Annotated in this window: 30 protein-coding genes; 8 read left to right on the top strand and 22 right to left on the bottom strand. The window is 67.1% G+C overall.

Annotated elements, in window-relative coordinates; all coding sequences use genetic code 11:
• Nucleotides 1-114 precede the first annotated feature (114 nt).
• The gene (locus tag HB681_RS15450) at nt 115-315 is read right to left on the bottom strand and encodes a 4-oxalocrotonate tautomerase (protein WP_213955721.1); all 201 of its coding nucleotides are present in this window, start codon (nt 313-315) and stop codon (nt 115-117) included.
• Nucleotides 316-385: 70 nt separating this feature from the next.
• A complete protein-coding gene (locus tag HB681_RS15455; protein WP_213955722.1) occupies nt 386-1,144 on the bottom strand; it encodes a class II aldolase/adducin family protein in 759 nt (252 codons plus the stop codon).
• 128 nt (nt 1,145-1,272) lie between these two features.
• Here HB681_RS15455 and HB681_RS15460 point away from each other — a divergent pair, with 128 nt between their 5' ends.
• From HB681_RS15460 to HB681_RS15470, 3 genes are all read left to right on the top strand, one after another.
• Entirely contained in the window at nt 1,273-2,001 is a 729-nt protein-coding gene (locus HB681_RS15460; protein WP_213955723.1) for an alpha/beta hydrolase, read from the top strand.
• 150 nt (nt 2,002-2,151) lie between these two features.
• Nucleotides 2,152-2,373 (top strand): AbrB/MazE/SpoVT family DNA-binding domain-containing protein, encoded by a 222-nt coding sequence (locus tag HB681_RS15465; protein ID WP_213955724.1) that lies wholly within the window; start codon nt 2,152-2,154, stop codon nt 2,371-2,373.
• Complete coding sequence (locus HB681_RS15470) at nt 2,373-2,777, top strand: type II toxin-antitoxin system VapC family toxin (protein WP_213955725.1); 405 nt, start codon at nt 2,373-2,375, stop codon at nt 2,775-2,777. Before HB681_RS15465 ends, HB681_RS15470 begins: the two co-directional genes overlap by 1 nt.
• Nucleotides 2,778-2,814: 37 nt before the next feature.
• On the opposite strand, the gene HB681_RS15475 is transcribed toward HB681_RS15470, so the two are convergent.
• From HB681_RS15475 to HB681_RS15525, 11 genes are all read right to left on the bottom strand, one after another.
• Nucleotides 2,815-3,369, bottom strand: coding sequence for a GNAT family N-acetyltransferase (locus tag HB681_RS15475; RefSeq protein WP_213955726.1), 555 nt, complete (start codon nt 3,367-3,369; stop codon nt 2,815-2,817).
• A 107-nt stretch (nt 3,370-3,476) separates the two neighbouring features.
• Nucleotides 3,477-4,910, bottom strand: coding sequence for a decarboxylating NADP(+)-dependent phosphogluconate dehydrogenase (gene gnd, locus HB681_RS15480; RefSeq protein WP_213955727.1), 1,434 nt, complete (start codon nt 4,908-4,910; stop codon nt 3,477-3,479).
• 225 nt (nt 4,911-5,135) lie between these two features.
• Nucleotides 5,136-6,113: a tripartite tricarboxylate transporter substrate binding protein gene (locus HB681_RS15485; protein WP_213955728.1), complete on the bottom strand. Its 978-nt coding sequence runs from the start codon at nt 6,111-6,113 to the stop codon at nt 5,136-5,138.
• Nucleotides 6,114-6,306: 193 nt separating this feature from the next.
• Entirely contained in the window at nt 6,307-6,759 is a 453-nt protein-coding gene (locus HB681_RS15490; protein WP_213955729.1) for a YeeE/YedE family protein, read from the bottom strand.
• 5 nt (nt 6,760-6,764) lie between these two features.
• On the bottom strand, nt 6,765-7,196 hold the full coding sequence (locus tag HB681_RS15495; RefSeq protein WP_213955765.1) for a YeeE/YedE family protein: 432 nt from the start codon (nt 7,194-7,196) through the stop codon (nt 6,765-6,767).
• 19 nt (nt 7,197-7,215) lie between these two features.
• A complete protein-coding gene (locus HB681_RS15500) occupies nt 7,216-7,845 on the bottom strand; it encodes a 3'-5' exonuclease (RefSeq protein WP_213955730.1) in 630 nt (209 codons plus the stop codon).
• A complete protein-coding gene (locus HB681_RS15505; protein WP_213955731.1) occupies nt 7,842-8,294 on the bottom strand; it encodes a TfoX/Sxy family protein in 453 nt (150 codons plus the stop codon). The genes HB681_RS15500 and HB681_RS15505 overlap by 4 nt, the downstream gene beginning before the upstream one ends.
• A gap of 33 nt (nt 8,295-8,327) precedes the next feature.
• Entirely contained in the window at nt 8,328-8,801 is a 474-nt protein-coding gene (locus tag HB681_RS15510; RefSeq protein ID WP_213955732.1) for a GNAT family N-acetyltransferase, read from the bottom strand.
• Nucleotides 8,798-9,658, bottom strand: a complete 861-nt coding sequence (gene fghA / locus HB681_RS15515) for an S-formylglutathione hydrolase (RefSeq protein WP_213955733.1) — start codon at nt 9,656-9,658, stop codon at nt 8,798-8,800. Before fghA ends, HB681_RS15510 begins: the two co-directional genes overlap by 4 nt.
• Nucleotides 9,655-10,566: an alpha/beta hydrolase gene (locus HB681_RS15520; protein ID WP_213955734.1), complete on the bottom strand. Its 912-nt coding sequence runs from the start codon at nt 10,564-10,566 to the stop codon at nt 9,655-9,657. Before HB681_RS15520 ends, fghA begins: the two co-directional genes overlap by 4 nt.
• A 131-nt stretch (nt 10,567-10,697) precedes the next feature.
• Nucleotides 10,698-11,804, bottom strand: coding sequence for an S-(hydroxymethyl)glutathione dehydrogenase/class III alcohol dehydrogenase (locus tag HB681_RS15525; protein WP_213955735.1), 1,107 nt, complete (start codon nt 11,802-11,804; stop codon nt 10,698-10,700).
• 254 nt (nt 11,805-12,058) lie between these two features.
• On the opposite strand from HB681_RS15525, the gene HB681_RS15530 reads away from it, so the two are divergent.
• The 5 genes from HB681_RS15530 to HB681_RS15550 all read left to right on the top strand — a co-directional run bounded on the left by HB681_RS15530 (nt 12,059) and on the right by HB681_RS15550 (nt 16,522).
• Nucleotides 12,059-12,418 (top strand): hypothetical protein, encoded by a 360-nt coding sequence (locus HB681_RS15530; protein ID WP_213955736.1) that lies wholly within the window; start codon nt 12,059-12,061, stop codon nt 12,416-12,418.
• On the top strand, nt 12,418-13,347 hold the full coding sequence (locus tag HB681_RS15535; RefSeq protein WP_213955737.1) for a zinc ribbon domain-containing protein: 930 nt from the start codon (nt 12,418-12,420) through the stop codon (nt 13,345-13,347). The genes HB681_RS15530 and HB681_RS15535 overlap by 1 nt, the downstream gene beginning before the upstream one ends.
• Nucleotides 13,348-13,508: 161 nt before the next feature.
• On the top strand, nt 13,509-14,342 hold the full coding sequence (locus HB681_RS15540) for a shikimate dehydrogenase (RefSeq protein WP_213955738.1): 834 nt from the start codon (nt 13,509-13,511) through the stop codon (nt 14,340-14,342).
• A 59-nt stretch (nt 14,343-14,401) separates the two neighbouring features.
• A complete protein-coding gene (gene aroQ / locus HB681_RS15545) occupies nt 14,402-14,857 on the top strand; it encodes a type II 3-dehydroquinate dehydratase (RefSeq protein ID WP_213955739.1) in 456 nt (151 codons plus the stop codon).
• A gap of 114 nt (nt 14,858-14,971) precedes the next feature.
• Nucleotides 14,972-16,522 (top strand): serine hydrolase, encoded by a 1,551-nt coding sequence (locus HB681_RS15550; RefSeq protein WP_213955740.1) that lies wholly within the window; start codon nt 14,972-14,974, stop codon nt 16,520-16,522.
• Between the two features lie 36 nt (nt 16,523-16,558).
• On the opposite strand, the gene dnaJ is transcribed toward HB681_RS15550, so the two are convergent.
• From dnaJ to HB681_RS15595, 9 genes are all read right to left on the bottom strand, one after another.
• Nucleotides 16,559-17,695, bottom strand: coding sequence for a molecular chaperone DnaJ (gene dnaJ, locus HB681_RS15555; RefSeq protein ID WP_213955741.1), 1,137 nt, complete (start codon nt 17,693-17,695; stop codon nt 16,559-16,561).
• Between the two features lie 88 nt (nt 17,696-17,783).
• Nucleotides 17,784-19,724 (bottom strand): molecular chaperone DnaK, encoded by a 1,941-nt coding sequence (gene dnaK, locus HB681_RS15560; RefSeq protein WP_213955742.1) that lies wholly within the window; start codon nt 19,722-19,724, stop codon nt 17,784-17,786.
• A gap of 117 nt (nt 19,725-19,841) precedes the next feature.
• Nucleotides 19,842-20,414, bottom strand: coding sequence for a nucleotide exchange factor GrpE (gene grpE / locus HB681_RS15565; RefSeq protein ID WP_213955743.1), 573 nt, complete (start codon nt 20,412-20,414; stop codon nt 19,842-19,844).
• A 314-nt stretch (nt 20,415-20,728) separates the two neighbouring features.
• Entirely contained in the window at nt 20,729-21,079 is a 351-nt protein-coding gene (locus HB681_RS15570; RefSeq protein ID WP_213955744.1) for an FKBP-type peptidyl-prolyl cis-trans isomerase, read from the bottom strand.
• Nucleotides 21,080-21,190: 111 nt separating this feature from the next.
• A complete protein-coding gene (locus HB681_RS15575) occupies nt 21,191-21,547 on the bottom strand; it encodes a helix-turn-helix domain-containing protein (RefSeq protein WP_213955745.1) in 357 nt (118 codons plus the stop codon).
• A gap of 155 nt (nt 21,548-21,702) precedes the next feature.
• Nucleotides 21,703-22,569, bottom strand: coding sequence for an archaetidylserine decarboxylase (asd, locus tag HB681_RS15580; protein WP_213955746.1), 867 nt, complete (start codon nt 22,567-22,569; stop codon nt 21,703-21,705).
• Between the two features lie 122 nt (nt 22,570-22,691).
• Nucleotides 22,692-23,684: a tripartite tricarboxylate transporter substrate binding protein gene (locus HB681_RS15585; RefSeq protein ID WP_213955747.1), complete on the bottom strand. Its 993-nt coding sequence runs from the start codon at nt 23,682-23,684 to the stop codon at nt 22,692-22,694.
• Nucleotides 23,685-23,797: 113 nt separating this feature from the next.
• Nucleotides 23,798-24,562, bottom strand: coding sequence for a glucose 1-dehydrogenase (locus tag HB681_RS15590; RefSeq protein WP_213955748.1), 765 nt, complete (start codon nt 24,560-24,562; stop codon nt 23,798-23,800).
• Between the two features lie 10 nt (nt 24,563-24,572).
• A partial coding sequence (locus tag HB681_RS15595; RefSeq protein ID WP_213955749.1) for a hypothetical protein occupies nt 24,573-24,788 on the bottom strand: 216 nt, incomplete at its 5' end.

A 24,788-nucleotide genomic window follows, 5' to 3' on the forward strand; every position in this document is an offset into this window, starting at 1 on the left:
TCGGCGGAGGGCGTCATCGTAGGGGCAAAGCCCGCAAGGACGGCATGCAGCACATTTGGTGCCTGCCGTCGGCTTTACGTTCCCGATACCAGCTCGACTCGCTCTGCGCGGGCTTCAGCCGCCCGGTGGCGGCGGATCGCTCCAGAGCGTGCCGCCGGTGGCCCAGTCCTGCTTGGCGATGTCATAGAAGACGATGTCGACGGACCCGGGCGAGCCGCCGAGCGTGCGGACTGTGGCGTCCGTCAGGGCTTGCGCGAGGGCGCGCTTCTGCTCGACGGTGCGGCCCTCGAAGAGTTCGACTCGGATGGTGGGCATGGTTGGGTGGCTCCTGTGGGTTTGTGCGTGCTGAGTTTGCTGCGACTTTGGGGCGCGTGCCGAGGCCCGTTCATTCGCGGTACCCCGGGTCGCTGCGATCCAGCCGGCGCAGCAGCGCCGGCCATTCGACATCGCCGTCCCATTCGCTGCCGTCGCCCACCCATTCGTCGTAGGTGCGCGCGGCCAGCGCGTCGCCGACGACCCGCAGCGCGCCGCCCGTGGCCGCCATCGCGCGCAACTGCGCCTTGGCGGCTCGCTCCAGCAAGTGCATCAGCATCCAGGCCTCGGCCACGGTGCGACCGACGACCAGCGTGCCGTGGTTCTCGAGGATCAGGCCGTCGAGCGCGCCGAGGTCGGCCACCAGCCGCCGCTGTTCGTCCGCGCCCAGCGCCAGCCCTTCGTAGGCATGGCGGCCGAGCCGTCGGTAGAGGCGCATCGCGTACTGCGACGTTGGCTGCAGGCCGTCCGGCAGCATCGACAAGGCCACGCCCCAGGGTGTATGCAGGTGGATCACGCATTCGACCTCGGGCCGGGCCGCGTGCACCGCGCCGTGGATCGCGAAACCGCTGGGATTGACGCGCGCGCCGGAGCCGTCGATCACCTCGCCGCGCACGTTCACCTTGACCAGGCTCGATGCCGTGATTTCGTCGAAGGTGGCGCCAAAGGGGTTCAGCAGGTAATGGCCCGGCTCGCCCGGCACGCTGGCCGAGAGGTGCGTGTAGACCGTGTCGTCCCAGCCGTTCTGCGCGGCCATGCGGTAGGCGGCGGCGAGGTCGGTGCGGACTTGCTGCTCGGTGCGGGCCGGGCGTCGGCGGCGGTTCTGGTTCATGCGATGCAGGCTGTCACACGGCGGAGGGAGCGTCACTTTAGCGCTGCGGCACGGCGCGCGTGCGGCGGGCGCATGTCGGGCGATTCCCGTACGATTTCCCCCGGCCCAAAACCACAACGGAGACATCCATGCCCGACACTTATGTCCTTGTCCATGGCGCCTGGCACACCGGCGCCGAGATCGAAGCCGTCGCCGCCGTCATGCGCGAGGCCGGCCACACCGTGCATTGCCCGACCGTCGCCGGCAACCGGCCCGGCGACGACCGCGCCAGCACCGGCCTGGCGCACGCGATCGAATCGATCGTCGCCTTCATCGAGGAGAACAACCTGAGCGAGGTGCGCCTTGCGGGGCACAGCTACGGCGGCATGGTGATCTCCGGCGTGGCCGATCGCATCGCGGCGCGGCTGAAGCGGCTGGTCTACATCAACGCCTTCGTCCCGCTCGACGGCGAGTCGCTCAACGACATGGTGCCGCCGCACTACGTCGCGATGTTCGACGCCATCGCGGGCGCCGGCAACAACGCGGTCAACCTGCCCTTCGAGATCTGGCGCGACGCCTTCATCAACGACGCCGACATGGCCACTGCGCAGGCGGCGTACGCGAAGCTGAACCCGCACCCCTACGCCACCTTCACCGACAAGATCAAGCTGAGCCAGCCGCTGGCTGCGCTGGCGCTGGGCAAGTCCTACGTCAATTGCCAGCAGGACATCGCGCTGCCGCACAGCATGCCGTGGCATCCGCGGCTGTCGGAGCGGCTGGGGCTGTTCAGGCTGGTGGAGTGTCCGGGCAGCCACGAGATGTTCTTCTCGAACCCGAAGCGGCTGGCGCAGGCGATTCTTGAGGCGGGGCGTGATTAGGCTGGGCTTCGGCCGGGTGGCGTGTGCTGCTCACGATGCCGGGGCCTCCCGCAGCGTCACTGCCCGTCGATGCGGGTCCGGACGGCAGGTCGTAGCTTATTGCCAGCATTGCTATGTTGCATTACAATTAAATGAAAAGTAAGGCGAAAAATGACTGAGTCCACCATCACCGCCAAGGGTCAGACCACGGTCCCGGCCGACGTCCGGGCGCTCGTGCATGCCACGGCAGGAACGCGCCTGGTCTGGTCGGTGATGCCCGATGGCACCATCATCGTTCGGGCCAAGACCCGGTCCATCCTCGACATGGCCGGCATGCTGAAGGCCCCCAAGGGCAAGCGTGTTGCCGTGGACGACATGAACCCCTGGCGCTGATGCCGGCGCTGGACACCAATGTCCTGATCCGCTACCTGGTGCAGGACGACGAAGCGCAATTGGCGACGGCCAGGAAACTCATTCGCAAGTGCGTCAGCGAGGGCTTGACGCTGTTCGTGCCGGTGACCGTCACGCTTGAACTGGAGTGGGTGCTGCGTGCCAGTTTCGAGTATGCGAAGGATGACGTGATGGCGGCGTTGAGCAGCCTGTTCTCGGCCGCGGAACTGACCTTCGAGTCGGAGCAAGCCCTCGAGGTGGCCCTGCAGCTGTACCGCGGTGGCTCCGCCGACTTTGCCGACTGCCTGCACATCGCCTTGGCGGCTCAAGCGGGCGAATTGCCGCTGTGGACCTTCGACAAGCGTGCGGCCAAGGTCAACGGGGCGCGGCTGCCAGGCTCGCAGTAGTCGCCAAAGCACTTCCGCTGCGAGCGGCTGGCCCGGTTCACGCGCGTTCGGCGTCCCCCTTCAAGTCGAGCCGCAACCGCGTCACGTTGGGATCGCCCGGATCGCGCTGCGCCTTGAACCCCAGCTTGCGCGCCAGCGCCAGCATGCCGCGGTTGTCGTAGAGCGTGATGTCGGCCAGGCGCCGCACGCCGGCTTGCCCGGCGGCTGCGATGAGGCGGCGCATGAGCTGCTCGGCCAGGCCCCGGTGCTGCCATGCATCGGCGATCACGATGGCGAATTCGGCGGTGTCGACGGTCTCGGGCGTGTCGCCGCGCACGTAGCGTGCGACCCCGACTTCATGCACCTCGCCATCGCCTTCGCGCGCCAGCGCGATCAACGCCAGTTCGTGCTCGTAGTCGACATCGGTCATGCGGCGCAACTCGGGCTCTTCCGGAATCCGCGGCGACAGCAGCCGCGCGAAGCCGGTGGCCGGTGAGAGGTGATGCACGAAGTCGGTGTGCTGCGCCAGGTCGTCGGCGCGGATCGGCCGGATGCGGCACTGCGTGCCATCGGCCAGCTGGAAGTCCTCTGCGAGATGAGTCGGATAGTCCATGCATGCCTCCATGCGGGAAACACGGCGAAATCCGCCGGACCGCTGGCGCGGCCTCCGGCAGGCGGATGGAGGCTGCACGACCTGCGCCGGGCCCGGCGGCCGCGTCGTCAGCCGATGACCTCGGGCCAATCGGTGTGGAAGAACTGTCCTTCGGGCTTGTCGGTGCGCTCATAGGTGTGCGCACCGAAGAAGTCGCGCTGCGCCTGCAGCAGGTTGGCCGACAGGCGCGCCGAGCGGTAGCTGTCGTAGTAGCCCAGCGATGCGCTGAAGGCCGGCACCGGAATGCCGTTGGTGACGGCCAGCGCCACCACCTCGCGCCAGTTCTGCTGCGTGCGGTTGAGCAGGTCCTTGAAGAAGGGCGCGAGCATCAGGTTGGCCAGCTGCGGGTCGCTGCGGTAGGCCTCGGTGATGCGGTTGAGGAAGCGCGCGCGGATGATGCAGCCGCCGCGCCAGATCGACGCGATGCCGCCGAAGTCCAGGCCCCAGTTCCTCTTCTCGCCCATGGTCTTGATGAGGTCGAAGCCCTGCGTGTAGCTGATCACCTTCGAGGCGTAGAGCGCGTCGTGCACCTTGGCGACGAGCTCCTTCTTCACCTTGTCGAGCGCCGGCACCGGGCCCTGCAATTGCGTGCTGGCGACCACGCGCTGCTTCTTCTGCGAGGAGAGCACGCGCGCCTCGACGGCCGCGTTGATGGTGCTGATGACCACCGCGTTCTCGGCCGCGTTGAGCAGCGTCCATTGGCCCGTGCCCTTCTGGCCGGCCTTGTCGAGGATCAGCTCGACCAGCGGCTGGCCCGTTTCCGGGTCCGTCTGCTCCAGCGCCTTGCCGGTGATCTGGATCAGGTAGCTCTGCAGTTCGCCTTCGTTCCACTCGGTGAAGATCGCGGCCATCTCCGCGTTCGTGAAGCCGGCCGCCTTGAACAGGCTGTAGGCCTCGCAGATCAACTGCATGTCGCCGTACTCGATGCCGTTGTGGATCATCTTCACGTAGTGGCCCGCGCCGCCCGGTCCGATGTGGATCACGCAGGGCTGGCCGTCGACCTTCGCAGCGATGCTCTCGAAGATCGGCTTCATCACTTCCCACGTGGACTCCGGCCCGCCCGGCATGATGGCCGGCCCCTTGCGCGCGCCTTCCTCGCCGCCCGATACGCCCGCGCCGATGAAGCGCAGGCCCTTGCTGGTCATATAGGCGTCGCGGCGCTCGGTGTCGGTGTAGAGGCTGTTGCCGCCGTCGATGACGATGTCGTCTTTTTCCAGCAGCGGGATGAGTTGCTCGATGACCTGGTCGACCGGCGCGCCGGCCTTGACCATGATCTGGATCTTGCGCGGCCTGGAAAGGCTCTGCACGAAAGCCTCGAGCGTGTCGCAGCCGACCAGCTTCTTGCCCGGATGCTTCGCCACGAAGTCGTCGGTGGTGGCGGTGGTGCGGTTGTAGACGCTGACCTGGAAGCCGCGGCTTTCCACGTTCAACACCAGGTTCTGGCCCATCACGGCGAGGCCGATCAGGCCGAAGTCGCTCTTCTTGTCAGTGCTGCTGCTCATGTTGTCCCTAGTGAGGTGGGCAAGCGCCCGTTGTTGTGCGGAGCAAGGCATTTTGCCGGGCCTTGCGCCGGCGTGCTTCGCGGGGGAAGCGCAATGCCGCCCGGCTCAGGAAGCGGCGCGCTGGCGGCACCCGTCGGGCTGCGCCCACCGGCAGGGTCGGATCGTTGAACCGGGCGGCCGTGCCAGTGCGCGCCTGCCGGCAAGGTGGGCCCTTTCGCCTCCGTCTTATTGAGGCTGCAGGTTGATCGACCTGGCGATCGCGCGGTAGCGGGCGTTTTCCGCTTCATAGAACTTTGCCGATTGCGCAACGGAGACGGGCTCCGACACCGTCTGCATCTGCACCGCCATCTGGGAGCGAACGGACTCGTCCTTCAGCGTGGCCTGGATGCCCGCATGCAGGCGCTCGACGACTGCGTCCGGCGTGGCCTTGGGCACGAAGAGTCCGCTCCAGATCGTGTACTCCAGCTTGGGAAGTTCCTTGCCTTCCGCGGCCGTGGCCACGTTCTTCAGGAACGGCGAACGTGTGGCGCCAAGCTGGCCGATGATCTTGAGGCGTCCCTGCTCGGCCATCGCGCCCATCGCAGAGCTGTAGACCAGCACCGCGAAGTCGACCTGCCCGCCGCCCAGGTCCTGCAGCAAGGGCGCATTGCCTTTGTAGGGCACATGGCTCAGCTTGATGCTGGTGCGCTGCTGTACGTCCTCCAGGATGAAGTGATAGAGCGAGCCGATGCCCACGCTGCCGTAGTTGAGTGGCTTGTCGGCCGACTTGCGCGCCAACGCGATCAGCTCGTCGACGTTGTTGACGGGCAGGTCCTTGCGCGCGACGAACACCATCGTGGCATCGGTCATCGGATGCACCAGCCGGAAGTCCTCGGCCTTGAGCTTGATGGCGGCATTGGCCAGCGAAGCGAGGATCAATTCGTTGGGGCTGCCCTGGAAGACGTAGCGCCCGTCGGCGGGCGCGGACAGCACCTTCTGCGCGGCGATCGAGCCGCTCGCGCCGCCCAGGTTCTCGACGATGACCTGCTCCTTGAGCGCATTGCCAAGCGGTACGCTCACGATGCGGGCCGCGGAGTCCGAGGGTCCGCCGGCCGGGTAGGGGACCATCAGGTTGACGGGCTTGCCGCTGCCCTGGGCATGCGCTCCGCCCACGGCCAGCAGCAGCACAGTCAGCAGGGCGCCGAGTTTCTTGAAATGGGTCATGTCTTGCCTCCTTGAATAGGTTTTGTTGGAGTCGCCATGCCCGTGCCAATGCGAGGGTTCCCAGGCAGCTGACGGCGACAAGCGCGAGCATAGGGATGATCCAGCGCATGGGACAGCCGGATAAACGCGATGCAGGCCCGCCCGGCACCCGTGCTGCGCCCGGCCCCGGCGTGGAGGGCGCGGGGCAGACGGGCTATGCCGCGGTCGCCTCGCTCGGGTTCCTGGCTGCGCGACGGCGCAGCCATTCAATCAGCTCGAAGCCAGCCATCCCGCTCACCATCGCCAGCACGAAGACCAGCGCCTTGGGCTCGCCCATGCCGAGCGCCACCAGGCCGGGACCGGGACAGAAGCCGGCTATGCCCCAGCCCACGCCGAAGACCAGGCTGCCAAGAACCAGCCGGCGGTCGATGCGACCGGCGCCGGGCAGCTTCATGTCCGTGCCCAGCAGCGAGCGCGTGCGGCGCCGCGCCGCGAGGAAGCCCAGCGATGCGACCGCAATCGCCCCCGCCATCACCAGGGCCAGCGACGGGTCCCAGCGCCCGAACAGGTCGAGAAAGCCCAGCACCTTGGCCGGATTGGCCATGCCGGACAGCAGCAGGCCGATGCCAAGCACCAGGCCAGAAGCGAAGGCAGCGAACGCTTGCATGTGCTTCAGCGCCACAGATGCCGCATGACGAACACCGTGGCAAAGCCGGCCGCCATGAAAGCCAGCGTCGCGATGATCGAGCGCGGCGAGAGCCGCGACACGCCGCACACGCCATGCCCGCTGGTGCAACCCGACCCATAGCGTGTCCCGAGTCCCACGAGCAAGCCGGCCGCGCCGACCCCGGCGAAGCCGATGTCGATCTGCAGCGGCGCCAACACGCCCCACCCCGCAAACGCGAGCGGCGCAGCGACCAGCCCGAGCAGGAAGGCCATCCGCCATCCGATGTCGCCCCGCGCCGGCCGCAGCAGTCCGCCCATGATTCCGCTGATCCCGGCGATGCGGCCGTTGAGCAACGCGAACATGCCGGCGGCCAGGCCGATCAACGCGCCGCCCGCCAGGGCGTGCCATGGCGTGAACGCGGTCCAGTCGATGGCGATGCGCAGCGACTGCATTGCGTCACCCTCGTACGTCCGCCGAGTGCGCCGGCCGCAGCCCCAACGCCTCGTACACGCGCATCGCCGCCCAGGCATCGTTCGCCGCGTACCGAAGTTGACCTTCGCTCAGGTGCCGGCTGGACCAGTTCGACGTGCTCTGCTTGCGTGACTTGCTGAAGCGCTGCCCGAACACCAGCGCCACCGCCGTCTTCACGCCGACCGAGTTCTTGTAGCCGCGACGTCGGAAGACCATGTCCAGGTCGATCACGGCCTGCGGCTCCACGCCGAGCTTCGCGCGGATCTGTGTGCGGTCGCTGGAAAGGCCGAAGCCGACCTTGGTCAGCGCGCTGGAGGCCAGCAGGCTCGCGGCGGCGGCGCGGCAATCGGCATCGTGCAACTGGAACACCCAGGCGTGGTCGAGTGTCGCCAGCTGCAGCGTGTGCGGACCGGACGACACTTCGTTCTTCAGGAAGGTGGGCTTGGATTCGGTGTCGAAGCCGACCACGTCGAGCCGGCCCAGCGCGGCCAGCGCGCGTGCCGCGTGTTCGGCGGTGGCCACCAGTTCGATGTCGGGCATGCCGAGCCCGGGGAACTCGTCGAGCAGTGCGATTTCCTCGCGGGTGGGCAGCGGGGGTGGCGGCGTCGCGATCATCGCGCGGCCGCCTTGCGGGGGGCCTTGGCGGTCTTTGCGGCCTTCGCGCTCTTTGCGCTCTTTGCGCTCTTCGCGGGCTTCGCGGGCTTCGGCTTCAACGCGGTCCTCGGAGTCCGTGCCTTTGGCGCATGGCCGGATCGCAGCGCGGCCTCCCAGGCAAGTCGGCCCCAGGCCGCAGCCTCCTCGCGGTCCTCGAACACGTCGGCCGGCGCCTGGCGGTAGGAGGTCTGCATCGTTTTGTCACCCCTGCGGTATTCGAAGGCCGGCAGTTGGAGCCGGTCGAAGTGCGCGACGGTTTCGGCATCGGACTTCAGGTAGAGCGTGTCGGCGACCACCAGGCCGATCATGCGGCCCTCGTGGTAGATGCCGTGGCCGCCGAACATGCGCCGCGTCTCGATGCGGCCGAGCCGCTCGAAGGCTTCATGCAGGCTGGAAACAAACTCGCTCATGCCTGGTTCCTTGACATGGTGGGCGCGCGCGCGTCAGCGTGCGCCCGGGATGCAATGGTAGGCAACCCGTTGAATGCCCGTACCAGGGTGCCGGTCGACCACGCCGGGCGCCAGGCCGCGGCGCGCGTAGAAATGCTGTGCGTGCACGTTGTCGAGGGCCACGTGCAGCTTCCATCCTTCCGGCATGCGCCGGCTGGCCTCGTCGAGCAGCATGCGCCCGAGTCCCTGGCCATGCACGTGCCGGTCGACATACAGCTGCGCGACATAGCGGTGCGCCGTGTGCAGCACGATGAAGCCGAGCACCTGCTTTTCGCGTTCCACCAGCAGCAGTTCGCTGGGTGGCCTGAACTCCGCGTTCACGCGCGCGAGCCAATGGCCGATGGGCTCCACCACCATCGCATCGTGGCGCGCGGAAGACCACGCGCGGCGCCAGATGCCGGCAACGGCGACGGCTTCCTCGTGCGTGAAGCGGCTGCCGCGGACGTGGGAGGTGGGGGCCGGTGTCATGGGGTGTGGAGTGTCCGCGCATGATGCGCCAGATGGTCGGCCATGAAACTCTGGATGAAGTAGTAGCCATGGTCGTAGCCTTCGTGCCGGCGCAGCATGAGCGGCTGGCCGATCGCCGCGCAAGCGGCTTCCAGCAACTGCGGATGCAATTGTTCGGGCAGGAATTTGTCGGCCAGGCCCTGGTCGACCAGGATGCCGGCGGGGTAGGGTGCAACGGGCTGCTGCTGCATCAGCACCGTCGAATCATGTGCGAGCCAGCGCGTGGTGTCGGCGCCCAGGTAGCCGGTGAATGCCTTCTCGCCCCACGGGCATTGCATGGGCGCGCAGATGGGCGCAAAGGCCGACAGCGACTTGAACAGCCCGGGGTGGCGCAAGGCCAGCGTGAGCGCGCCGTGGCCACCCATCGAGTGGCCGAAGATGCCGAGCCTCTGCATGTCGAGCGGCAGGTGGGCGCCGACGAGCGGAAGCAGCTCCTGGATGAGCCAGCTTTCCATGCGCCAGTGCTTCGCCCACGGGGCTTCGGTGGCGTCGAGGTAGAAGCCGGCGCCCACGCCGAAGTCCCAGCTGTCGGCCTCGCCGGGCAGGTCGGCGCCGCGCGGGCTGGTGTCGGGCGCGATCAGCGCGATGCCGAGGTCGGCCGCCATGCGCTGGGCGCCGGCCTTGACCACGAAGGTCTCCTCGTTGCAGGTCAGGCCGGCGAGGTACAGCAACGCCGGCACCTTGCCGATCGCCGCCTGCGGCGGCAGGTAGATCGAGAAGCGCATCGGCAGGTCGACTTCGCGCGACGCGTGCTCCAGGAAGCGTTGCATGCCGCCGAAGCAGCGGTGTTCGGAGAGCAGCTTGAAGGGAGTGGTCATGGGCCGCGCGAGGCAACGAGTTCAAGGACCGCATCGGCGAACACGCGCGGCACTTCCTGCGGCATGTTGTGGCCCACGCCCGGCACGATGCGGTGCGAGCGCGGGCCAGTGAAGCGGGCGGCATGCACCGACGCGTCGGCCGGATCGCGCACGCCGTCGTCGGCGCCGTCGAAGGTGATGCACGGGACGGTGATGGCAGGCTGCGCGGCGAGCCGGCGTTCGATGTCGGCATAGGCCGGATCGCCCGGCACCAGGCCGAAGCGATGCCGGTAGGACTGGATCACCACGTCGACGAAATCCGGGTTGTCGAAAGCCGCGGCGCTGCGCTCGAAGGTGGCGTCGTCGAAAGGCCAGGTCGGCGACCACAGCTTCCACAGCAGCTTCGCGATGCCGCGCCGGTCCCTGGCCAGGCCGGCCCGGCCGCGTTCGCAGTGGAAGTAGTACTGGTACCAGAGCCGGTGCTCGTTTTCCGCCGTGTCGGGCTCCATGCCCCGCGCGATGTTCTGGATGTTGTAGCTGTTGTACGAGACCAGCCCGGTGCAGCGCTGCGGCCACAACGCTGCCACCACGCAGGCCGCGCGGCCGCCCCAGTCGTAGCCGGCGAGCACGGCGCGCGGGATGTGCAGCGCATCCATCAGCGCGAGCAGGTCGGCGCCGAGCGCGGCCTGCTCGCCGGAACGCGGTGTCGCGGCGTCGAGAAAGCGGGTGGGGCCATAGCCGCGCAGGTACGGCACGATCACGCGGCAGCCTGCCGCGGCCAGCATCGGCGCGACCTCGGCATAGGAATGGATGTCGTACGGAAAGCCGTGCATCAGGAGCACTGGCGCGCCATCGGCCGGCCCAGCCTCGACAAATGCGACGTCCAGCACGCCGGCTTCGATGCGTTTCAGCGGCCTCAATGCTTCCATTCAACAATCCTCAAACGGCGACGGTTTCCATTCCAGAACCACCGCGGAACCGGCTTTGCCCGAACGCTGGTGGTGCCTCCGGTAGGGAGGGGGAGTCGCGGCACGAAGTGCCGCGGCGACCTGGGGGCGAGCTAGTAGATCACCACGCCCCGGATCGATTCCCCCCGCTTCATCAACTCGAAGCCCTTGTTGATGTCCTCCAGCGGCATCGTGTGCGTGATGAGGTCGTCGATGTTGATCTTGTTCTCCATGTACCAGTCGACGATCTTCGGCACGTCGGTGCGTCCGCGTGCGCCGCCGAAGGCCGAGCCTTCCCACTTGCGGCCGGTGACGAGCTGGAACGGCCGGGTGCTGATTTCCGCACCCGCCTCGGCCACGCCGATGATGATGCTGCGGCCCCAGCCCTTGTGAGTGCATTCCAGCGCCTGGCGCATGACCTGGGTGTTGCCGATGCATTCGAAGCTGTAGTCGGCGCCGCCGTCGGTGAGTTGCACGATGGCGTCGACCACATTCGGCACGTCCTTCGGATTGATGAAGTGCGTCATGCCGAACTTGCGCGCCATCGCCTCGCGCTCCGGGTTCAGGTCGACGCCGATGATCTTGTCGGCGCCGACCATCTTCGCGCCCTGGATCACATTGAGTCCGATGCCGCCCAGCCCGAACACCACCACGTTGGCGCCCGCCTCGACCTTGGCCGTGAAGATCACCGCGCCGATGCCCGTGGTCACGCCGCAGCCGATGTAGCAGACCTTGTCGAAGGGCGCGTCCTTGCGGATCTTGGCCATCGAGATCTCCGGCGCCACCGTGTAGTTGCTGAAGGTGGACGTGCCCATGTAGTGGAAGATCGGCTTGCCGTCGAGGCTGAAGCGACTCGTCGCGTCGGGCATCAGGCCCTTGCCTTGCGTGCCGCGGATCTGCTGGCACAGGTTGGTCTTGCGGCTGAGGCAGAACTTGCACTGGCGACATTCCGGCGTGTAGAGCGGGATGACGTGGTCGCCTTTCTTCAGCGTGGTCACGCCGGGGCCGACGTCCACCACGATGCCTGCGCCTTCGTGGCCCAGGATCGCCGGGAAGATGCCTTCCGGGTCGGCGCCGGAGAGGGTGTAGTAGTCGGTATGGCAGATGCCCGTGGCCTTGATCTCGACCAGCACCTCGCCGAATTTAGGGCCCTCCAGGTCGACGGTTTCGATGGTCAGCGGGACGGCGGATTTCCAGGCGACGGCGGCTTTGGTTTTCATGATGATCGGTATCGGTGGACGGTGGAGGACAGCGCTGACTATAGAGGCGAGTCCCGGCCCGCAAGAGCGTCCGGTTGCGAAAAAGCGGCCGGCATCCGCCATGGCTTCCGCGACCCTGGACCCTTTGCGGCGACCCACGGGAGTGCTACATTGAGTTAACTAATGTTTCTAAACGTGTCTTATTGCACGCGGCGTTGCGGCCGTCGAATGGCACGATTCCCGCCAACCCAACAGTGCGTACTCCGCCATCCGCGATGAACACCATCTCCGAGCGAGCCCTCCTGGAGCGTGCCTTGATCGCCATCGAGCAAGTCATGGCCCGCGACAGTGCGACGGGTGGTGCGACCGACACGCCGGCCCGCGAGGCGATCGGGATGTGCCTGACCTCCGCCGCCGCGCTGGTGGACGTTGCGCAGATGCTGTTGCGCGATGCGGCATCGCGCCCGCCAGAAGTCCTGGCCAGCGAGTGGCAGACGTTGATCGGCCACACCAAGACAGCCAGCCGTACGGCGCACCAGGCCGTGCTGGTGCTGTCGGCGCAGCGGGACCTCGTTGCGGCGCAGGAGGGCGTCCGCGTCACCGGCCATTCGGCAGTGCCTGAGCACGCGCACTGATGGCGCTGGTTTGCCCCGCCTGCGGCACGGAAAACCGTTCGGTCGCGAAGTTCTGCATCGAGTGCATCGGCGCGCTGCCGGCGGGCTTCGAAGCGACACAGCTGGCGGCGCGGCCGGCGCCACGCGAGGCAGCGGCGTCGGAGGGCATGCCCTCGGCGCTGGCTGCGTTCGCGGCTTCTGTGCCGTTGCAGGCGCCGCAGGAGCGGGTGCGCGCCGCCGCCGCGCTGGCCCCGCCGCCGGAAACAAGGGGGCGCAAGGGCCTGTGGGTCAGCGTCGGCGCGCTTGCCATCGCGCTGCTGGTCGGTGCGGCGGGCTGGGCTGCGGCGGGCGCGGGCGGGTGGTACATCTACAAGGCCGGCAACGGGGTCGAGGAGCGCGAGGCTGCGGTGACGCCGGCGGTGCCCGCGACGACTGCGATGACAACGACCGCGACGACTGCAACGACTTCGGCGCCTGCGACGACCACAGCGCCTGCAACGACCACGGCGCCCGCGACGACCGCGCCGGCATCCAGCGTCGAGCCGGCGCGAACAGTGGCCGCCGAAGCCTCGAACGGACCCGCAACCACGCCGACCGGCGCGCCCCGGGCTGCATCTGCACCAACAGCGGCGTCGACCTTGGCTCCCGGCGAAGTGCTCGTCACCGCTTCGACGCAGGCAGGGCAGGAAGCCCCATCGCAAGCCGAAGGTCACCCGGGCACGCCGGCCCCCGCGCGTATCGTGCACAAGCCGCACGCGGCGGCGGCGCCCGCGCCGGCTGCTGCTTCATTTCTGGCCAAGGCGTGCAGCGGGATGAACTTCTTCGCGACCGCGCGCTGCAAGGTCACCGAGTGCGCTAGATCCGCGCTGCGTCAGACGGCGGAATGCCGGGTCGTGCAGGCACAGCAGCGCCTGATGGAAGAAAAGCGCAACCCCACTTTGTCCAACTGATCCGGAAGGAAGCAGTTGGCTCGCCGAAGCGGGTAAACCCGAAAAAAGATCGCTCATCGATCATGCGTTTGCGCTGATCGATCGAAGGTGGCCCTGATGTGGTGTACGCCGCGCACCGTGGCTCCTAAAGTGGCGCACCTACCATCGGAGACAACCCCATCATGATCAGCGGCAAGACCACCCTCATCGCCCACATCGGCTACCCGACCGAGTCGTTCAAGGCGCCCATGATCTACAACCCGTGGTTCGACCGGAAGGGCATCGACGCGGTCGTGATGCCGATGGGCGTCAAGCCCGACGACTATCCCGCCTTCCTGAAGACGCTGGCCACCCTGACCAACCTGCGCGGCGCGCTGGTCACGATGCCGCACAAGGTCACGACGATGAGCCTGGTGGACGAGGTCACGCCGACCGCGAAGATTGCCGGCGCCTGCAACGCGATCCTGAAGCGGCCCGACGGCACGCTGCTGGGCGATCAGTTCGACGGCGCCGGTTTCGTGCGCGGCGTCGAGCGCAAGGGCCGCGCGCTCAAGGGCGCGCGGGTGCTGGTGTCCGGCGCGGGCGGGGTGGGGTCGGCCATCGCGGCATCGCTGGCCGGCGCGGGCGTGGCCGAGCTGGCGCTGTTCGACATGAACACCGCCTCGGTGGAGGCGCTGGCCGGCCGCCTGCGCGAGCACTATCCGCAACTGGTGGTGAAGACCGGTTCGAAGGACCCGGCCGGTTTCGACGTGGTGGTGAACGCCACGCCACTGGGGATGAAGGAGGGCGATCCGCTGCCTTTCGACATCGACCGCATCGCGCCCACCACCTTCGTCGGCGAGGTCGTCATGAAGTCCGAATACACGCCGCTGTTGCAGGCCGCCAAGGACAAGGGCTGCGCGATCCAGGTCGGCACCGACATGTTGTTCGAGATGATCCCGGCGTACCTCGAGTTCTTCGGCTACGGCACGAGCACCCCCGACGAACTGCGTGCGTCGGCGCAAATCCAGTACTGAGCCCCCGCGGCCGGCTCGCGCCTGGCCCACCCCCCAACCCCCCCGACAATGCCAAGACCATGAAAAAAATCCTCGTCCTCAACGGCCCCAACCTCAACCTGCTCGGCACGCGCGAGCCCGCGCAATACGGCTACGAAACGCTGGCCGATGTCGAGCGCATGTGCGCGGAGGCGGGCGCGAAGCTCGGCGTCGCGGTCGAATGCCGCCAATCCAACCATGAAGGCCAGCTGATCGACTGGATCCATGAGGCCGGACGCGAGATCGCGGCGGGCAACATGATCGGCGTGGTGATGAACCCGGGCGCCTACACACACACGTCCGTCGCGTTGCACGATGCGATCAAGGGCGCGAGCGTCACACTGATCGAACTGCACATCTCCAACGTGCATGCGCGCGAGGAGTTCCGCCACCATTCGTTCATCTCGCCGGCCGCGCGCGGCATCATCGTGGGGCTGGGCGTGAAGGGTTATCCGCTCGCCATCGAAGCCTTGGTTCGCCTCGCCGACAAGGCATAGCCCAGGCGCCATCCGCCGGAAGCGATGTTGCGCCGGCCGGTGCCGCCGTACAAGAATCCTTCCGACCCGTGATCCCGGCGAACCCGCCGGCGACGCGCGGCCCGGAAGGTCGACATGAACTCCCGACTGCGGCAACGCCGCCATTTTCTGGGCGCCTGCGCGGCATTCGGGCTCGTGGGTTGCGGCGGTAGTAGCAGCCAGAACCGTGTGGCGGCTGCTTCGACTGACGAGGCGAAGCTCCAGGCTGCGGTCGCCCAGCTCGACGGGCTGGCCGGCGCCTTGATGCAGAAGTCGGGCCTGCCCGGCATGGCCGTCGCGATCGTGCAGGGGGACCGGACGATCTATGCCAAGGGCTTCGGCACGCGGGTCGCCGGCACGCAGGCGCCGGTGGATGCCGACACGGTGTTCCAGCTCGCGTCAGTGTCCAAGTCGCTGGGTGCCTCGGTCGTGGCGCATCAGGTCGGGCAGGGCGGCATCGCGTGGGACACGCCGGTGCGGCGGCACCTGCCCTGGTTCGAATTGAAGGACCCGGCCGTGAGTGCGCAGCTCACCATCGGCGACCTCTATGCGCATCGTTCCGGCCTGCCCGCCTTTGCTGGCGACCGCCTCGAGGACTTGGGCTACGACCGGCAGCAGGTGCTGCAGCGCCTGCGCCATCTGCCGCTCGACGCATTTCGCAAGTCCTACCACTACACCAACTTCGGTCTCACCGGCGGGGCCGCCGCTGTCGCCGCGGCGGCCGGCGTCGACTGGGCGACGCTGTGCGAACGAACGCTCTATGTCCCGCTGGGCATGACCCGGACCAGCTCGCGCTTCGCGGACTTCCAGGCGCGGTCGAACCGCGTGGTGGGCCACGTCAAGGCCAACGGTGTGTACGTGCCCGGCCCGGTGCGCATGCCGGACGCACAGGCGCCCGCTGCGAGCGTCACCTCGTCGGTGAACGACGTGGCCCGATGGCTGTCGATGATGGTGGGGCAGGGAGCATTCGCGGGCAGGACGATCGTCGACGCTGCTGCGCTGGTGCCTGCCGTGTCGCCGCAAATATTGTCTTCGCCGGCGAGCGGGGCGCGCCCTGCGGGGCACTACGGATTTGGCTTCAACGTCGGCACCACCGCAGCCGGTCGGGCCTCGTTCAGCCACTCCGGCGGTTTCGCGCTGGGGACGGGGACGGCGTTCACGGTCGTGCCGTCCACCGGCGTCGGCATGGTCGCGTTGACCAATGCGACGCCGATCGGCGTCCCGGAAACCCTGGTCGCGCAGTTCTTCGATCTGCTGCAGTTCGGTGCGATCCAGCAGCCGTGGGCGGACATCTTCACGAAGGGGTTTGCGGCGTTTGCCGACCCCGAAGGCTCCCTGGTGGGTGTCGCGCCGCCCGCGCGGCCGGCGCCGGCGCAAGGCTTGGCGGCCTATGCCGGCACCTATGGCAACGCCTATCACGGGCCGTTGCGGGTGGTCCAGGAAGCGGGTGGGCTGGTGATGGTGCTTGGCCAAGCACCGCTCCGGCTCCCGCTGAAGCACTGGGACGGCGACGTCTTCACGTTCACCCTGTTCAACGAGAACGCCGGGCCGGGCACGATCTCGAAGGCCAGCTTCGCGGGCGACCGGCTGACGCTGGAGTACTACGACCGCGAAGGACTGGGGACCTTCGTGCGAGGCGGCGCGTAGCGGATCTCCGGTTGCGCGCCACCTTTCGCGGGACTGTCAGCTGAAGAATTCCTTCGCCCGGTCGAACCAGCCCTTGTCCGTCGGGCTGTGCTTGTTGCCGCCCTTCTTGAGCGACTCGTCGAGTTCCTTCACCAGCTTGCGTTGATGCTCGGTGAGCTTCACCGGCGTCTCGACGCGCACGTGGCAATACAGGTCGCCCGGATAGGACGCGCGCACGCCCTTGATCCCCTTGCCGCGCAGGCGGAACTGCTTGCCGCTTTGCGTGCCTTCGGGAATGTCGATGGCTGCCGCGCCCTTCAGCGTCGGCACGTTGATCTCGCCGCCCAGCGCCGCCGTCGTCATGCTCACCGGCACGACGCAATGCAGGTCGTCGCCTTCGCGCTCGAACAGGTCGTGCTTCTTCAGGCGGATCTCGATGTAGAGGTCGCCCGGAGGTCCGCCGTTGGTGCCGGGTTCGCCGTTGCCCGTGCTGCGGATGCGCATCCCATCATCGATGCCGGCCGGGATCTTCACTTCCAGCGTCTTGTTGTTCTTCAGCTTTCCCTGGCCGTGGCAGGTGGCGCACGGCTCGGGAATGATCTTGCCGGTGCCGTGGCACTGCGGGCAGGTCTGCTGGACGCTGAAGAAGCCCTGGCGCATCTGCACCGCGCCCTGCCCGTGGCAGGTGGTGCAGGTGATCGGCTTGGTGCCGGGCTTGGCGCCGCTGCCGTGGCAGGTGCCGCACTCGTCCCAGCTCGGGATGCGGATCTGCGAGTCCTTGCCTTCGGCCGCTTCCTCGAGCGTGATCTCCATCGCGTAGCTCAGGTCGCTGCCGCGGAACACCTGGCGTCCGCCGCCGGCACGGCCGCCGCGCGCACCGCCGAACACGTCGCCGAAGATGTCGCCGAACGCTTCCGCAAAGCCGCCGAAGCCTTCCGCGCCCGGGCCGCCGCGCATGTTCGGGTCGACGCCGGCATGGCCGTACTGGTCGTAAGCGGCGCGCTTCTGGCCGTCCGACAGCATTTCGTAGGCTTCCTTGACCTCCTTGAACTTGATCTCGGCGTCCTTGCTGTCGCCGTGATTACGGTCAGGGTGGTGCTTCATCGCAAGCTTGCGATAAGCCTTCTTGATTTCTTCCTCGCTCGCGTTCTTTGGGACGCCGAGGGTTTCGTAATAGTCGCGTTTGGTGGCCATGTTCTGTCCGTGCGGGCTTCTTCTCTACAAGCAGAAAAGGCTGGACCACCTTGGAAGGGTGTTCCAGCCTTGATGCGGGGCTGCGGAATCAGCCCTTCTTCACTTCCTTGACTTCAGCGTCCACGACGTTGTCGTCGGCCGGCGCGCTGTTCGCAGCATGTTCCGCGCCAGCCCCCGGGCCGCCTGCGGCGCCACCGGCTGCCGCTTGCGCGTCGGCGTACATCTTCTCGCCGAGCTTCTGGCTGGCCGACATCAGCGTGTTGGTCTTTTCCTCGATCGCGGCCTTGTCTTCACCCTTGAGGGCTTCCTCGACGTCCTTGATCGCGGCTTCGATCTTTTCCTTCTCGCCGGCTTCCAGCTTGTCGCCGTGCTCGCCGAGCGACTTCTTCACGCTGTGCACCATGGCTTCGCCCTGGTTGCGGGCCTGCACCACCTCGACCTTCTTCTTGTCTTCGGCGGCGTTCAGTTCGGCGTCCTTCACCATCTTCTGGATCTCTTCTTCGCTCAGGCCCGAGTTCGCCTTGATGGTGATCTTGTTTTCCTTGCCGGTGCCCTTGTCCTTGGCGCCGACGTGCAGGATGCCGTTGGCGTCGATGTCGAAGCTCACCTCGATCTGCGGCGTGCCGCGCGATGCCGGCGGGATGCCTTCGAGGTTGAACTCGCCGAGCAGCTTGTTGCCGGTCGCGATCTCGCGCTCGCCCTGGAACACCTTGATCGTCACGGCCGGCTGGTTGTCCTCGGCGGTCGAGAAGGTCTGCGCGAACTTGGTCGGGATCGTGGTGTTCTTCGTGATCATCTTGGTCATCACGCCGCCCATCGTCTCGATGCCGAGCGACAGCGGAGTCACGTCCAGCAGCAGCACGTCCTTGCGGTCGCCCGACAGCACTTGACCTTGAATGGCGGCGCCGACGGCGACGGCTTCGTCAGGGTTCACGTCCTTGCGCGGTTCCTTGCCGAAGAATTCCTTCACCTTCTCCTGCACCTTGGGCATGCGGGTCATGCCGCCGACCAGGATCACGTCGCTGATGTCGTTCACGCTCACGCCGGCATCCTTGATGGCGGTGCGGCACGGGGCGATGGTGCGCTCGATCAACTCTTCGACCAGTGATTCGAACTTGGCGCGCGTGAGCTTGATGTTCAGGTGCTTCGGACCCGAGGCGTCGGCCGTGATGTAGGGCAGGTTGACGTCGGTGGCCGGGCTGTTCGACAGCTCGATCTTGGCCTTTTCGGCGGCTTCCTTCAGGCGCTGCAGCGCGAGCACGTCCTTGCTCAGGTCGACGCCTTGTTCCTTCTTGAACTCGCCGATGATGTAGTCGATCACGCGCTGGTCGAAGTCCTCGCCGCCGAGGAAGGTGTCGCCGTTGGTCGACAGCACTTCGAACTGCTTCTCGCCGTCCACGTCCGCGATCTCGATGATCGACACGTCGAAGGTGCCGCCGCCCAGGTCATACACGGCGATCTTGCGGTCGCGCTTGTCCTGCTTGTCGAGGCCGAAGGCCAGGGCCGCAGCGGTGGGTTCGTTGATGATGCGCTTGACATCGAGGCCGGCGATGCGGCCGGCGTCCTTGGTAGCCTGGCGCTGAGCGTCGTTGAAGTAGGCCGGCACCGTGATGACGGCTTCCGTCACCGTCTCGCCGAGGTAGTCTTCGGCGGTCTTCTTCATCTTGCGCAGGATCTCGGCGCTGACCTGTTGCGGTGCGAGCTTCTTGCCGCGGGCTTCGACCCAGGCGTCGCCGTTGTCGGCCTTGGTGATCGTGTAGGGCATCAGGTTGATGTCCTTCTGCACTTCCTTCTCCTCGAACTTGCGGCCGATCAAACGCTTGACGGCATAGAGCGTGTTCTTGGGGTTCGTCACGGCCTGGCGCTTGGCCGAGGCGCCGACCAGCACTTCGCCGTCTTCCTGGTAGGCGACGATCGACGGCGTGGTGCGCGCACCTTCCGAGTTCTCGATCACACGCGTGGTGTTGCCTTCCATGATCGACACGCACGAATTGGTGGTGCCGAGGTCGATGCCGATGATTCTGCCCATGGTGATAGCTCCTGAAATCTGAAAAAGTGAGGTTGTGAAGAACGTGTGGATAACCGCGCGGGATTCAAGGGATGAAGCGGGGGTTTCCTGTGGATTCGTCTGTATGAAACGGGTCGATCAGCCTGCGGCGCTGACCGTGACGAGCGCGGGGCGCAGCACGCGCTCGGCAATCGTGTATCCCTTCTGCAGCACCGTGACGACGGTGTTGGCTTCCTGGTCGGGCGCCGGCACGACCGAGATGGCCTGGTGCTGGTGCGGGTCGAACTTGCTGCCGGCAGCTGGCGCGATCTCGATGACCTTGTTGCGCTCCAGCGCGCTCTTGAGCTGGCGCAGCGTGGCTTCGGCGCCTTCGCGGATCTGCTCTGGCGTGGCGTCGGCATGGGCCAGGCCGGCTTCGAGGCTGTCGGTGACCGGCAGCAGGCTTTCGGCAAAGGCTTCGACCGCGAACTTGCGCGCCTTGGTGATTTCGTCGTCGGCGCGGCGGCGGGCGTTCTGCACGTCGGCCTGGGCCCGCAGGAACTGGTCCTTCAGCGCGGCGTTTTCCGCCTGCAGCGTGGCCAGCTCGGCTTGCGCGACAGTCAGGGCGTCTTGCGCCTCGGCTGCGGTCGCGGCCTGAGCGGCTTCAATCTCTTCGGGGCTGGGCTCGCCCGTGAGCTGATATGGATCGATGGGGGTTGTTTCTGCTGACATGGTCTAAAAACAGTGGATTCCGCCCGAATTGGGGCCGCTTTGGGCGGTTTCAAGCAAAAAAATGCGTCGGAGACGCTATTTCGGGTCGACGGGCCTGGCTTGCCGGGAACACGGTCACCGGCTTGCCGGAATGTGGTCGCCGTCTCTCCCGCAACGCGGGTATTTGTGTCAGGCGACGGGGTGGAGACGCGACAGCAAGTGGCGCCGGACCTCGGCGTGAACTGCAACCCATCGGCGGTGTCGGCCAGCCGGGACGCTTTCGGTGTCCCGTCGGCGTGGGCCGTGCCTCGCGCGCCGACCCACTCGGCGGGCGATCAGTGCGCGTCGAGCAATTCGACGTCGAACTTCAGCGTGGCATTCGGCGGGATCACGCCGCCAGCGCCGCGGGCACCATAACCCAGCGATGCCGGGATGATCAATGTGCGCTGGCCGCCGATCTTCATGCCGGCGACGCCTTCGTCCCAGCCCTTGATGACCTGGCCGGCGCCCAGCGAGAACGCGAAGGGGTCGTTGCGGTCGCGGCTGGAGTCGAACTTGGCGCCTTGCACGCCGTCGTTGTAGAGCCAACCGGTGTAGTGCACGTGCACGTGGTGGCCAGGCTTGGCTTCGGCGCCGTCGCCGGTCTTGGTGTCTTCGAATTGAAGGCCGGAGGGGGTGGTGGGCATGGGGTCTCCTGGATCGGTCGGGAAAATGCGAGCCGCGCAGTTTAACGGGCCCAGGGGGTGGGCTCGCTGCGCCGCCGCCCCGGGGTCGGCGTGCAGCCCCGTCGGCCGCAGCTACTTGAGGAGCGGAGCGCTGGTCGTCGCAGCGGCTGCGATTGCCGCGGCCGCCTTCTTGGCCGGGCCGCCTTGCCACTTGCCGGCAAAGGCCTGCAGGTCGGAGAGGCGCTTGAGGAGATCCTGCCCGCTGACGGTGAGGCTGTAGCCGTCGCTCCCGTGGTGCACGATGCCGGCCTCGCGCAGTTCCTTGATGCGGGTGTTGAGCGTGTTGGGCGTGATGCCGCCGACGCTGTCCTGCAGCAACCGGAAGGTCTGCGCATGGCCGTCGCGCAAGGCCCAGAGCACGCGCAGGGCGTATCGGGCCTCGAGCAGTGCCAGCAACTGGCTGACGGCTGCGTTTTCCTTCATGCTCATCGACATTCATCTCCTCGGGGAAGGCGGTCTCCGGCGGCGGCACCGCGCGTTTCCGCTGTCCGGGCCGGTCGGGGACTATATCGCGGGAGGCAGTCGGCTGCTACAAGTTTTATAGCTGCCACAGCCCGCTGCATGCGGGTTGTGGCGCCAAAGCATCATTGTGATGCGGCTTGTTGCGAGCTGCGGTTGGCCATGACTTCGCCGAGCCGGACCGGGCGCGCGGGAACCCATACCGGGCTGAACGCGAGCGGCGGGCCGGGGAACAGAAGGACGACCGTCGAGCCCAGCAGGAAGCGGCCCATTTCCTCGCCTTGCTGGAGCACGATCTGCTTGTCTTCATAACGCCATTCGCGCACCTTGCCGGTACGCGGCGGGTTGACCACGCCGTGCCATGCCGTCTGCATGCTGCCGACGATGGTCGCGCCGACCAGCACCAGCGCGAAGGGGCCGAGCTCGGACTCGAACAGGCACACCACGCGCTCGTTGCGTGCGAACAGGCCGGGCACGCCGCGCGCGGTGGTCGGGTTGACCGAGAACAGGTCGCCCGGCACATAGGTCATGCGCAGCAGGCGGCCGGTGCACGGCATGTGGATGCGGTGGTAGTCCTTGGGGCTCAGGTAGATGGTCGCGAAGCTGCCGTTGGTGAACGGCGCTGCCAGCGCCGCGCTGCCGGCGAGCAGGGCGGCGCAACTGTAATGATGGCCCTTGGCCTGGAAGATCTGGTCGCCCTCGATGCGGCCGAACTGGCTGATGGCGCCGTCCACCGGGCAGACCAGGTCGGCCTTGGCCAGGGGGCGGGCGCCGGGCTTGAGCGCGCGGGTGAAGAAGGCATTGAAGGTCTTGTAGGCGCGGATGTCGCTGTCGAGCGCCTCGCTCATGTTGACGCCGTACTTGGCGACGAAGCGCTTGATGATCCAGGTCGTGACCTTGCCGCGCTCCTTGCCGGCGACCCAGCCCGCGAAGTTCGTCAGTGCCTGCTTGGGGATCAGGTATTGGGGCAGGACGGCTGAGCGGTCGGACACGGTGGGATTGCCTTGTATGCGGAGCGAGGGGCGCATTCTATGTAAAGGCCGACGCGCCATTCCTCAGGCAGCGCGTGGCCGTGCATCCGCTGCGCCGGCTACGCGGTTGACGTGGCCGCGGCTTACTCGGCCTTGATGTTCGCGGCCTTGATGACTGCGGCCCACTTGTCGACCTCCGCCTTCTGGAAGGTCGCGATCTGCGTCGTCGTCATGTCGGCCGGCGCCATGCCGAAGCCGGTGAGCTTTTCCTGCATGTCGCTCTTCGCGAGGATCGTGCGGATCTCGGAGTGCAGGCGGTCGATGATGGGCGCGGGCGTCCCGGCCGGCACGAAGATGGCCTGCCACGACACCACCTCGAAGTCCTTGAGGCCGTTGATGCCGGACTCGGCCACGGTCGGCACGTCGGGCATCGAGGGCAGGCGCTTGGCCGAGGTGACCGCGATGGCGCGCAGCTTGCCGCTCTGGATGTGCGGGCCGGCCACGACGGTGGTGTCGAACATCATGTCGACCTGCCCGCCGATCACGTCCTGGATGGCCGGGCCGCTGCCCTTGTACGGGATGTGCGTGAACTTCACGCCCGACTTGTAGGCCAGCAGCTCCATCGCCAGGTGCTGCGAGGTGCCGGTGCCCGCGGAGGCCGACGAGAGCCCGCCGGAACCTGCCTTGGCCTTGCTCGCGTCGATCACGTCCTTCAGGGTCTTGTAGCGGCTGGCCTGGTTCACCACCAGCACCACGGGGTTGGTGCCGATGAGCGTGACCGGCGCGAAGGACTTGATCGGGTCGTAGCCGAGCTTGGGATACAGGCTCACGTTGATCGCATGCGAGCTGATCGTGCCGCCCAGCATCGTGTAGCCGTCAGGTACGGCGCGCGCCGCGATCTCGGAGCCGACGCTGCCGCCCGCGCCGCCCTTGTTGTCGATGATGACCGAGGTGCCGAGCGCGACGCCGAGCTGTTGCGCGATCAGGCGCGCCAGCACGTCGGTGGTGCCGCCGGCCGGGAAGGGCACGATGTAGCTGATGGTCTTGCCCGTGGGCCACGCACCTTGCGCGAAGGCGGGCAGGGCGCCCGCGGCGAGCGAGGCGATGGCGGACTGGACGAGAGTGCGGCGTTGCATGGATTTGTCTCCGGGAAGCTGTCTGCAGGAAGAATGGAGGCGAGGGCCCGCAGCTCCCTCGGCATCTGCGGGTGGCGCTCTTGTTGTTCTGGCGTCTTGCGATCGATGGCGGCTCAGGGCATGTACTGGCCGCCGTTGACTTCGAGGATCTGGCCTGTCACATAGCCGGACATAGCGTCAGAGGCCAAATAGAGAAAGGCGCCGACGCATTCCTCCGGATCGCCGATGCGGCCCAGCGGGATGCTGGCCTTGAAGGATTCGAGCATCGCCGCGGTCGAGAAGCGGTCGTGGAACGGCGTCTGGATCACGCCTGGGGCGACCGCGTTGACGCGGATGTTGTCGGGCGCGAGCTCCTTCGCCAGCCCGTGCGTGGCGGTGCTGACGAAGCCCTTGGCGCCGGCATAGAGGTAGGCGCCCGGGCCGCCGCCATTGCGCGCCGCCACCGAGGACACGTTGATGATGCTGCCGCCCTTCTTGCGCGCGCGCATCAGCGGAACCACCTCGCGGCAGAAGGCCAGGACCGAGCGGGCATTGATGTGCATCACCTCGTCGAACAGCGCGTCGTCGAAGTCCGCGATGGGCACGCGCTTGACCAGGCTGCCGGCGTTGTTGACCAGCACGTCGATGCCGCCGAGTTGGTCGTGGGCTTGCCGTGTGGCCTCCTTGATGGCGGCGGTGTCGCGCACGTCGGTGCGCAAGGTGAAGGCCTCGCCACCAGCAGCCTTGATCGTGGTGACCACCTTCTCGGCGGCATCGGAAGAGCTGTTGTAGTGGACTGCCACGCGCATGCCGCGCGCCGCATAGGCGATGGCGACCGCGGCGCCGATGCCGGTGCTGGCGCCAGTGATGAGGGCGGTCTTGCCTTTCAGGTCTTCCATGTCGATTCCTTCATAAAAAATTGACTCGGTCCCGAGCTTCGCGCAATTCTTCTATGGCCGCCGGACGGCAGGACTTGCGTGTTTGAAGGGCTTGTTGTTCGCCCCCACGCTGCAATTGGCGCAGTCCATCCCCAGCCGGGTGCAACACCAGCAGCCCGGCGGCGCCGGTTGCGCTGAGGCTGTGGAAGCGGTGGGCGTGGTGGCACATGGGAGTCACGTCACCGGC

It is taken from the genome of Variovorax sp. dw_954, from assembly GCF_018449755.1.
Classification (GTDB): domain Bacteria; phylum Pseudomonadota; class Gammaproteobacteria; order Burkholderiales; family Burkholderiaceae_C; genus Variovorax.

What these genes read in the sequence shown, in the direction of transcription:
- HB681_RS15490 (WP_213955729.1), bottom strand. Translation starts at nt 6,759, where the DNA reads ATGCAAGCGTTCGCTGCCTTCGCTTCTGGCCTGGTGCTTGGCATCGGC.
- HB681_RS15500 (WP_213955730.1), bottom strand. Translation starts at nt 7,845, where the DNA reads ATGATCGCGACGCCGCCACCCCCGCTGCCCACCCGCGAGGAAATCGCA.
- gnd (WP_213955727.1), bottom strand. Translation starts at nt 4,910, where the DNA reads ATGAGCAGCAGCACTGACAAGAAGAGCGACTTCGGCCTGATCGGCCTC.
- HB681_RS15590 (WP_213955748.1), bottom strand. Translation starts at nt 24,562, where the DNA reads ATGGAAGACCTGAAAGGCAAGACCGCCCTCATCACTGGCGCCAGCACC.
- HB681_RS15460 (WP_213955723.1), top strand. Translation starts at nt 1,273, where the DNA reads ATGCCCGACACTTATGTCCTTGTCCATGGCGCCTGGCACACCGGCGCC.
- HB681_RS15465 (WP_213955724.1), top strand. Translation starts at nt 2,152, where the DNA reads ATGACTGAGTCCACCATCACCGCCAAGGGTCAGACCACGGTCCCGGCC.
- HB681_RS15520 (WP_213955734.1), bottom strand. Translation starts at nt 10,566, where the DNA reads ATGGAAGCATTGAGGCCGCTGAAACGCATCGAAGCCGGCGTGCTGGAC.
- HB681_RS15455 (WP_213955722.1), bottom strand. Translation starts at nt 1,144, where the DNA reads ATGAACCAGAACCGCCGCCGACGCCCGGCCCGCACCGAGCAGCAAGTC.
- HB681_RS15575 (WP_213955745.1), bottom strand. Translation starts at nt 21,547, where the DNA reads ATGAGCATGAAGGAAAACGCAGCCGTCAGCCAGTTGCTGGCACTGCTC.
- dnaK (WP_213955742.1), bottom strand. Translation starts at nt 19,724, where the DNA reads ATGGGCAGAATCATCGGCATCGACCTCGGCACCACCAATTCGTGCGTG.
- grpE (WP_213955743.1), bottom strand. Translation starts at nt 20,414, where the DNA reads ATGTCAGCAGAAACAACCCCCATCGATCCATATCAGCTCACGGGCGAG.
- HB681_RS15525 (WP_213955735.1), bottom strand. Translation starts at nt 11,804, where the DNA reads ATGAAAACCAAAGCCGCCGTCGCCTGGAAATCCGCCGTCCCGCTGACC.
- HB681_RS15475 (WP_213955726.1), bottom strand. Translation starts at nt 3,369, where the DNA reads ATGGACTATCCGACTCATCTCGCAGAGGACTTCCAGCTGGCCGATGGC.
- HB681_RS15505 (WP_213955731.1), bottom strand. Translation starts at nt 8,294, where the DNA reads ATGAGCGAGTTTGTTTCCAGCCTGCATGAAGCCTTCGAGCGGCTCGGC.
- fghA (WP_213955733.1), bottom strand. Translation starts at nt 9,658, where the DNA reads ATGACCACTCCCTTCAAGCTGCTCTCCGAACACCGCTGCTTCGGCGGC.
- HB681_RS15540 (WP_213955738.1), top strand. Translation starts at nt 13,509, where the DNA reads ATGATCAGCGGCAAGACCACCCTCATCGCCCACATCGGCTACCCGACC.
- HB681_RS15570 (WP_213955744.1), bottom strand. Translation starts at nt 21,079, where the DNA reads ATGCCCACCACCCCCTCCGGCCTTCAATTCGAAGACACCAAGACCGGC.
- HB681_RS15485 (WP_213955728.1), bottom strand. Translation starts at nt 6,113, where the DNA reads ATGACCCATTTCAAGAAACTCGGCGCCCTGCTGACTGTGCTGCTGCTG.
- HB681_RS15510 (WP_213955732.1), bottom strand. Translation starts at nt 8,801, where the DNA reads ATGACACCGGCCCCCACCTCCCACGTCCGCGGCAGCCGCTTCACGCAC.
- aroQ (WP_213955739.1), top strand. Translation starts at nt 14,402, where the DNA reads ATGAAAAAAATCCTCGTCCTCAACGGCCCCAACCTCAACCTGCTCGGC.
- HB681_RS15530 (WP_213955736.1), top strand. Translation starts at nt 12,059, where the DNA reads ATGAACACCATCTCCGAGCGAGCCCTCCTGGAGCGTGCCTTGATCGCC.
- HB681_RS15535 (WP_213955737.1), top strand. Translation starts at nt 12,418, where the DNA reads ATGGCGCTGGTTTGCCCCGCCTGCGGCACGGAAAACCGTTCGGTCGCG.
- dnaJ (WP_213955741.1), bottom strand. Translation starts at nt 17,695, where the DNA reads ATGGCCACCAAACGCGACTATTACGAAACCCTCGGCGTCCCAAAGAAC.
- HB681_RS15470 (WP_213955725.1), top strand. Translation starts at nt 2,373, where the DNA reads ATGCCGGCGCTGGACACCAATGTCCTGATCCGCTACCTGGTGCAGGAC.
- HB681_RS15450 (WP_213955721.1), bottom strand. Translation starts at nt 315, where the DNA reads ATGCCCACCATCCGAGTCGAACTCTTCGAGGGCCGCACCGTCGAGCAG.
- HB681_RS15585 (WP_213955747.1), bottom strand. Translation starts at nt 23,684, where the DNA reads ATGCAACGCCGCACTCTCGTCCAGTCCGCCATCGCCTCGCTCGCCGCG.
- HB681_RS15550 (WP_213955740.1), top strand. Translation starts at nt 14,972, where the DNA reads ATGAACTCCCGACTGCGGCAACGCCGCCATTTTCTGGGCGCCTGCGCG.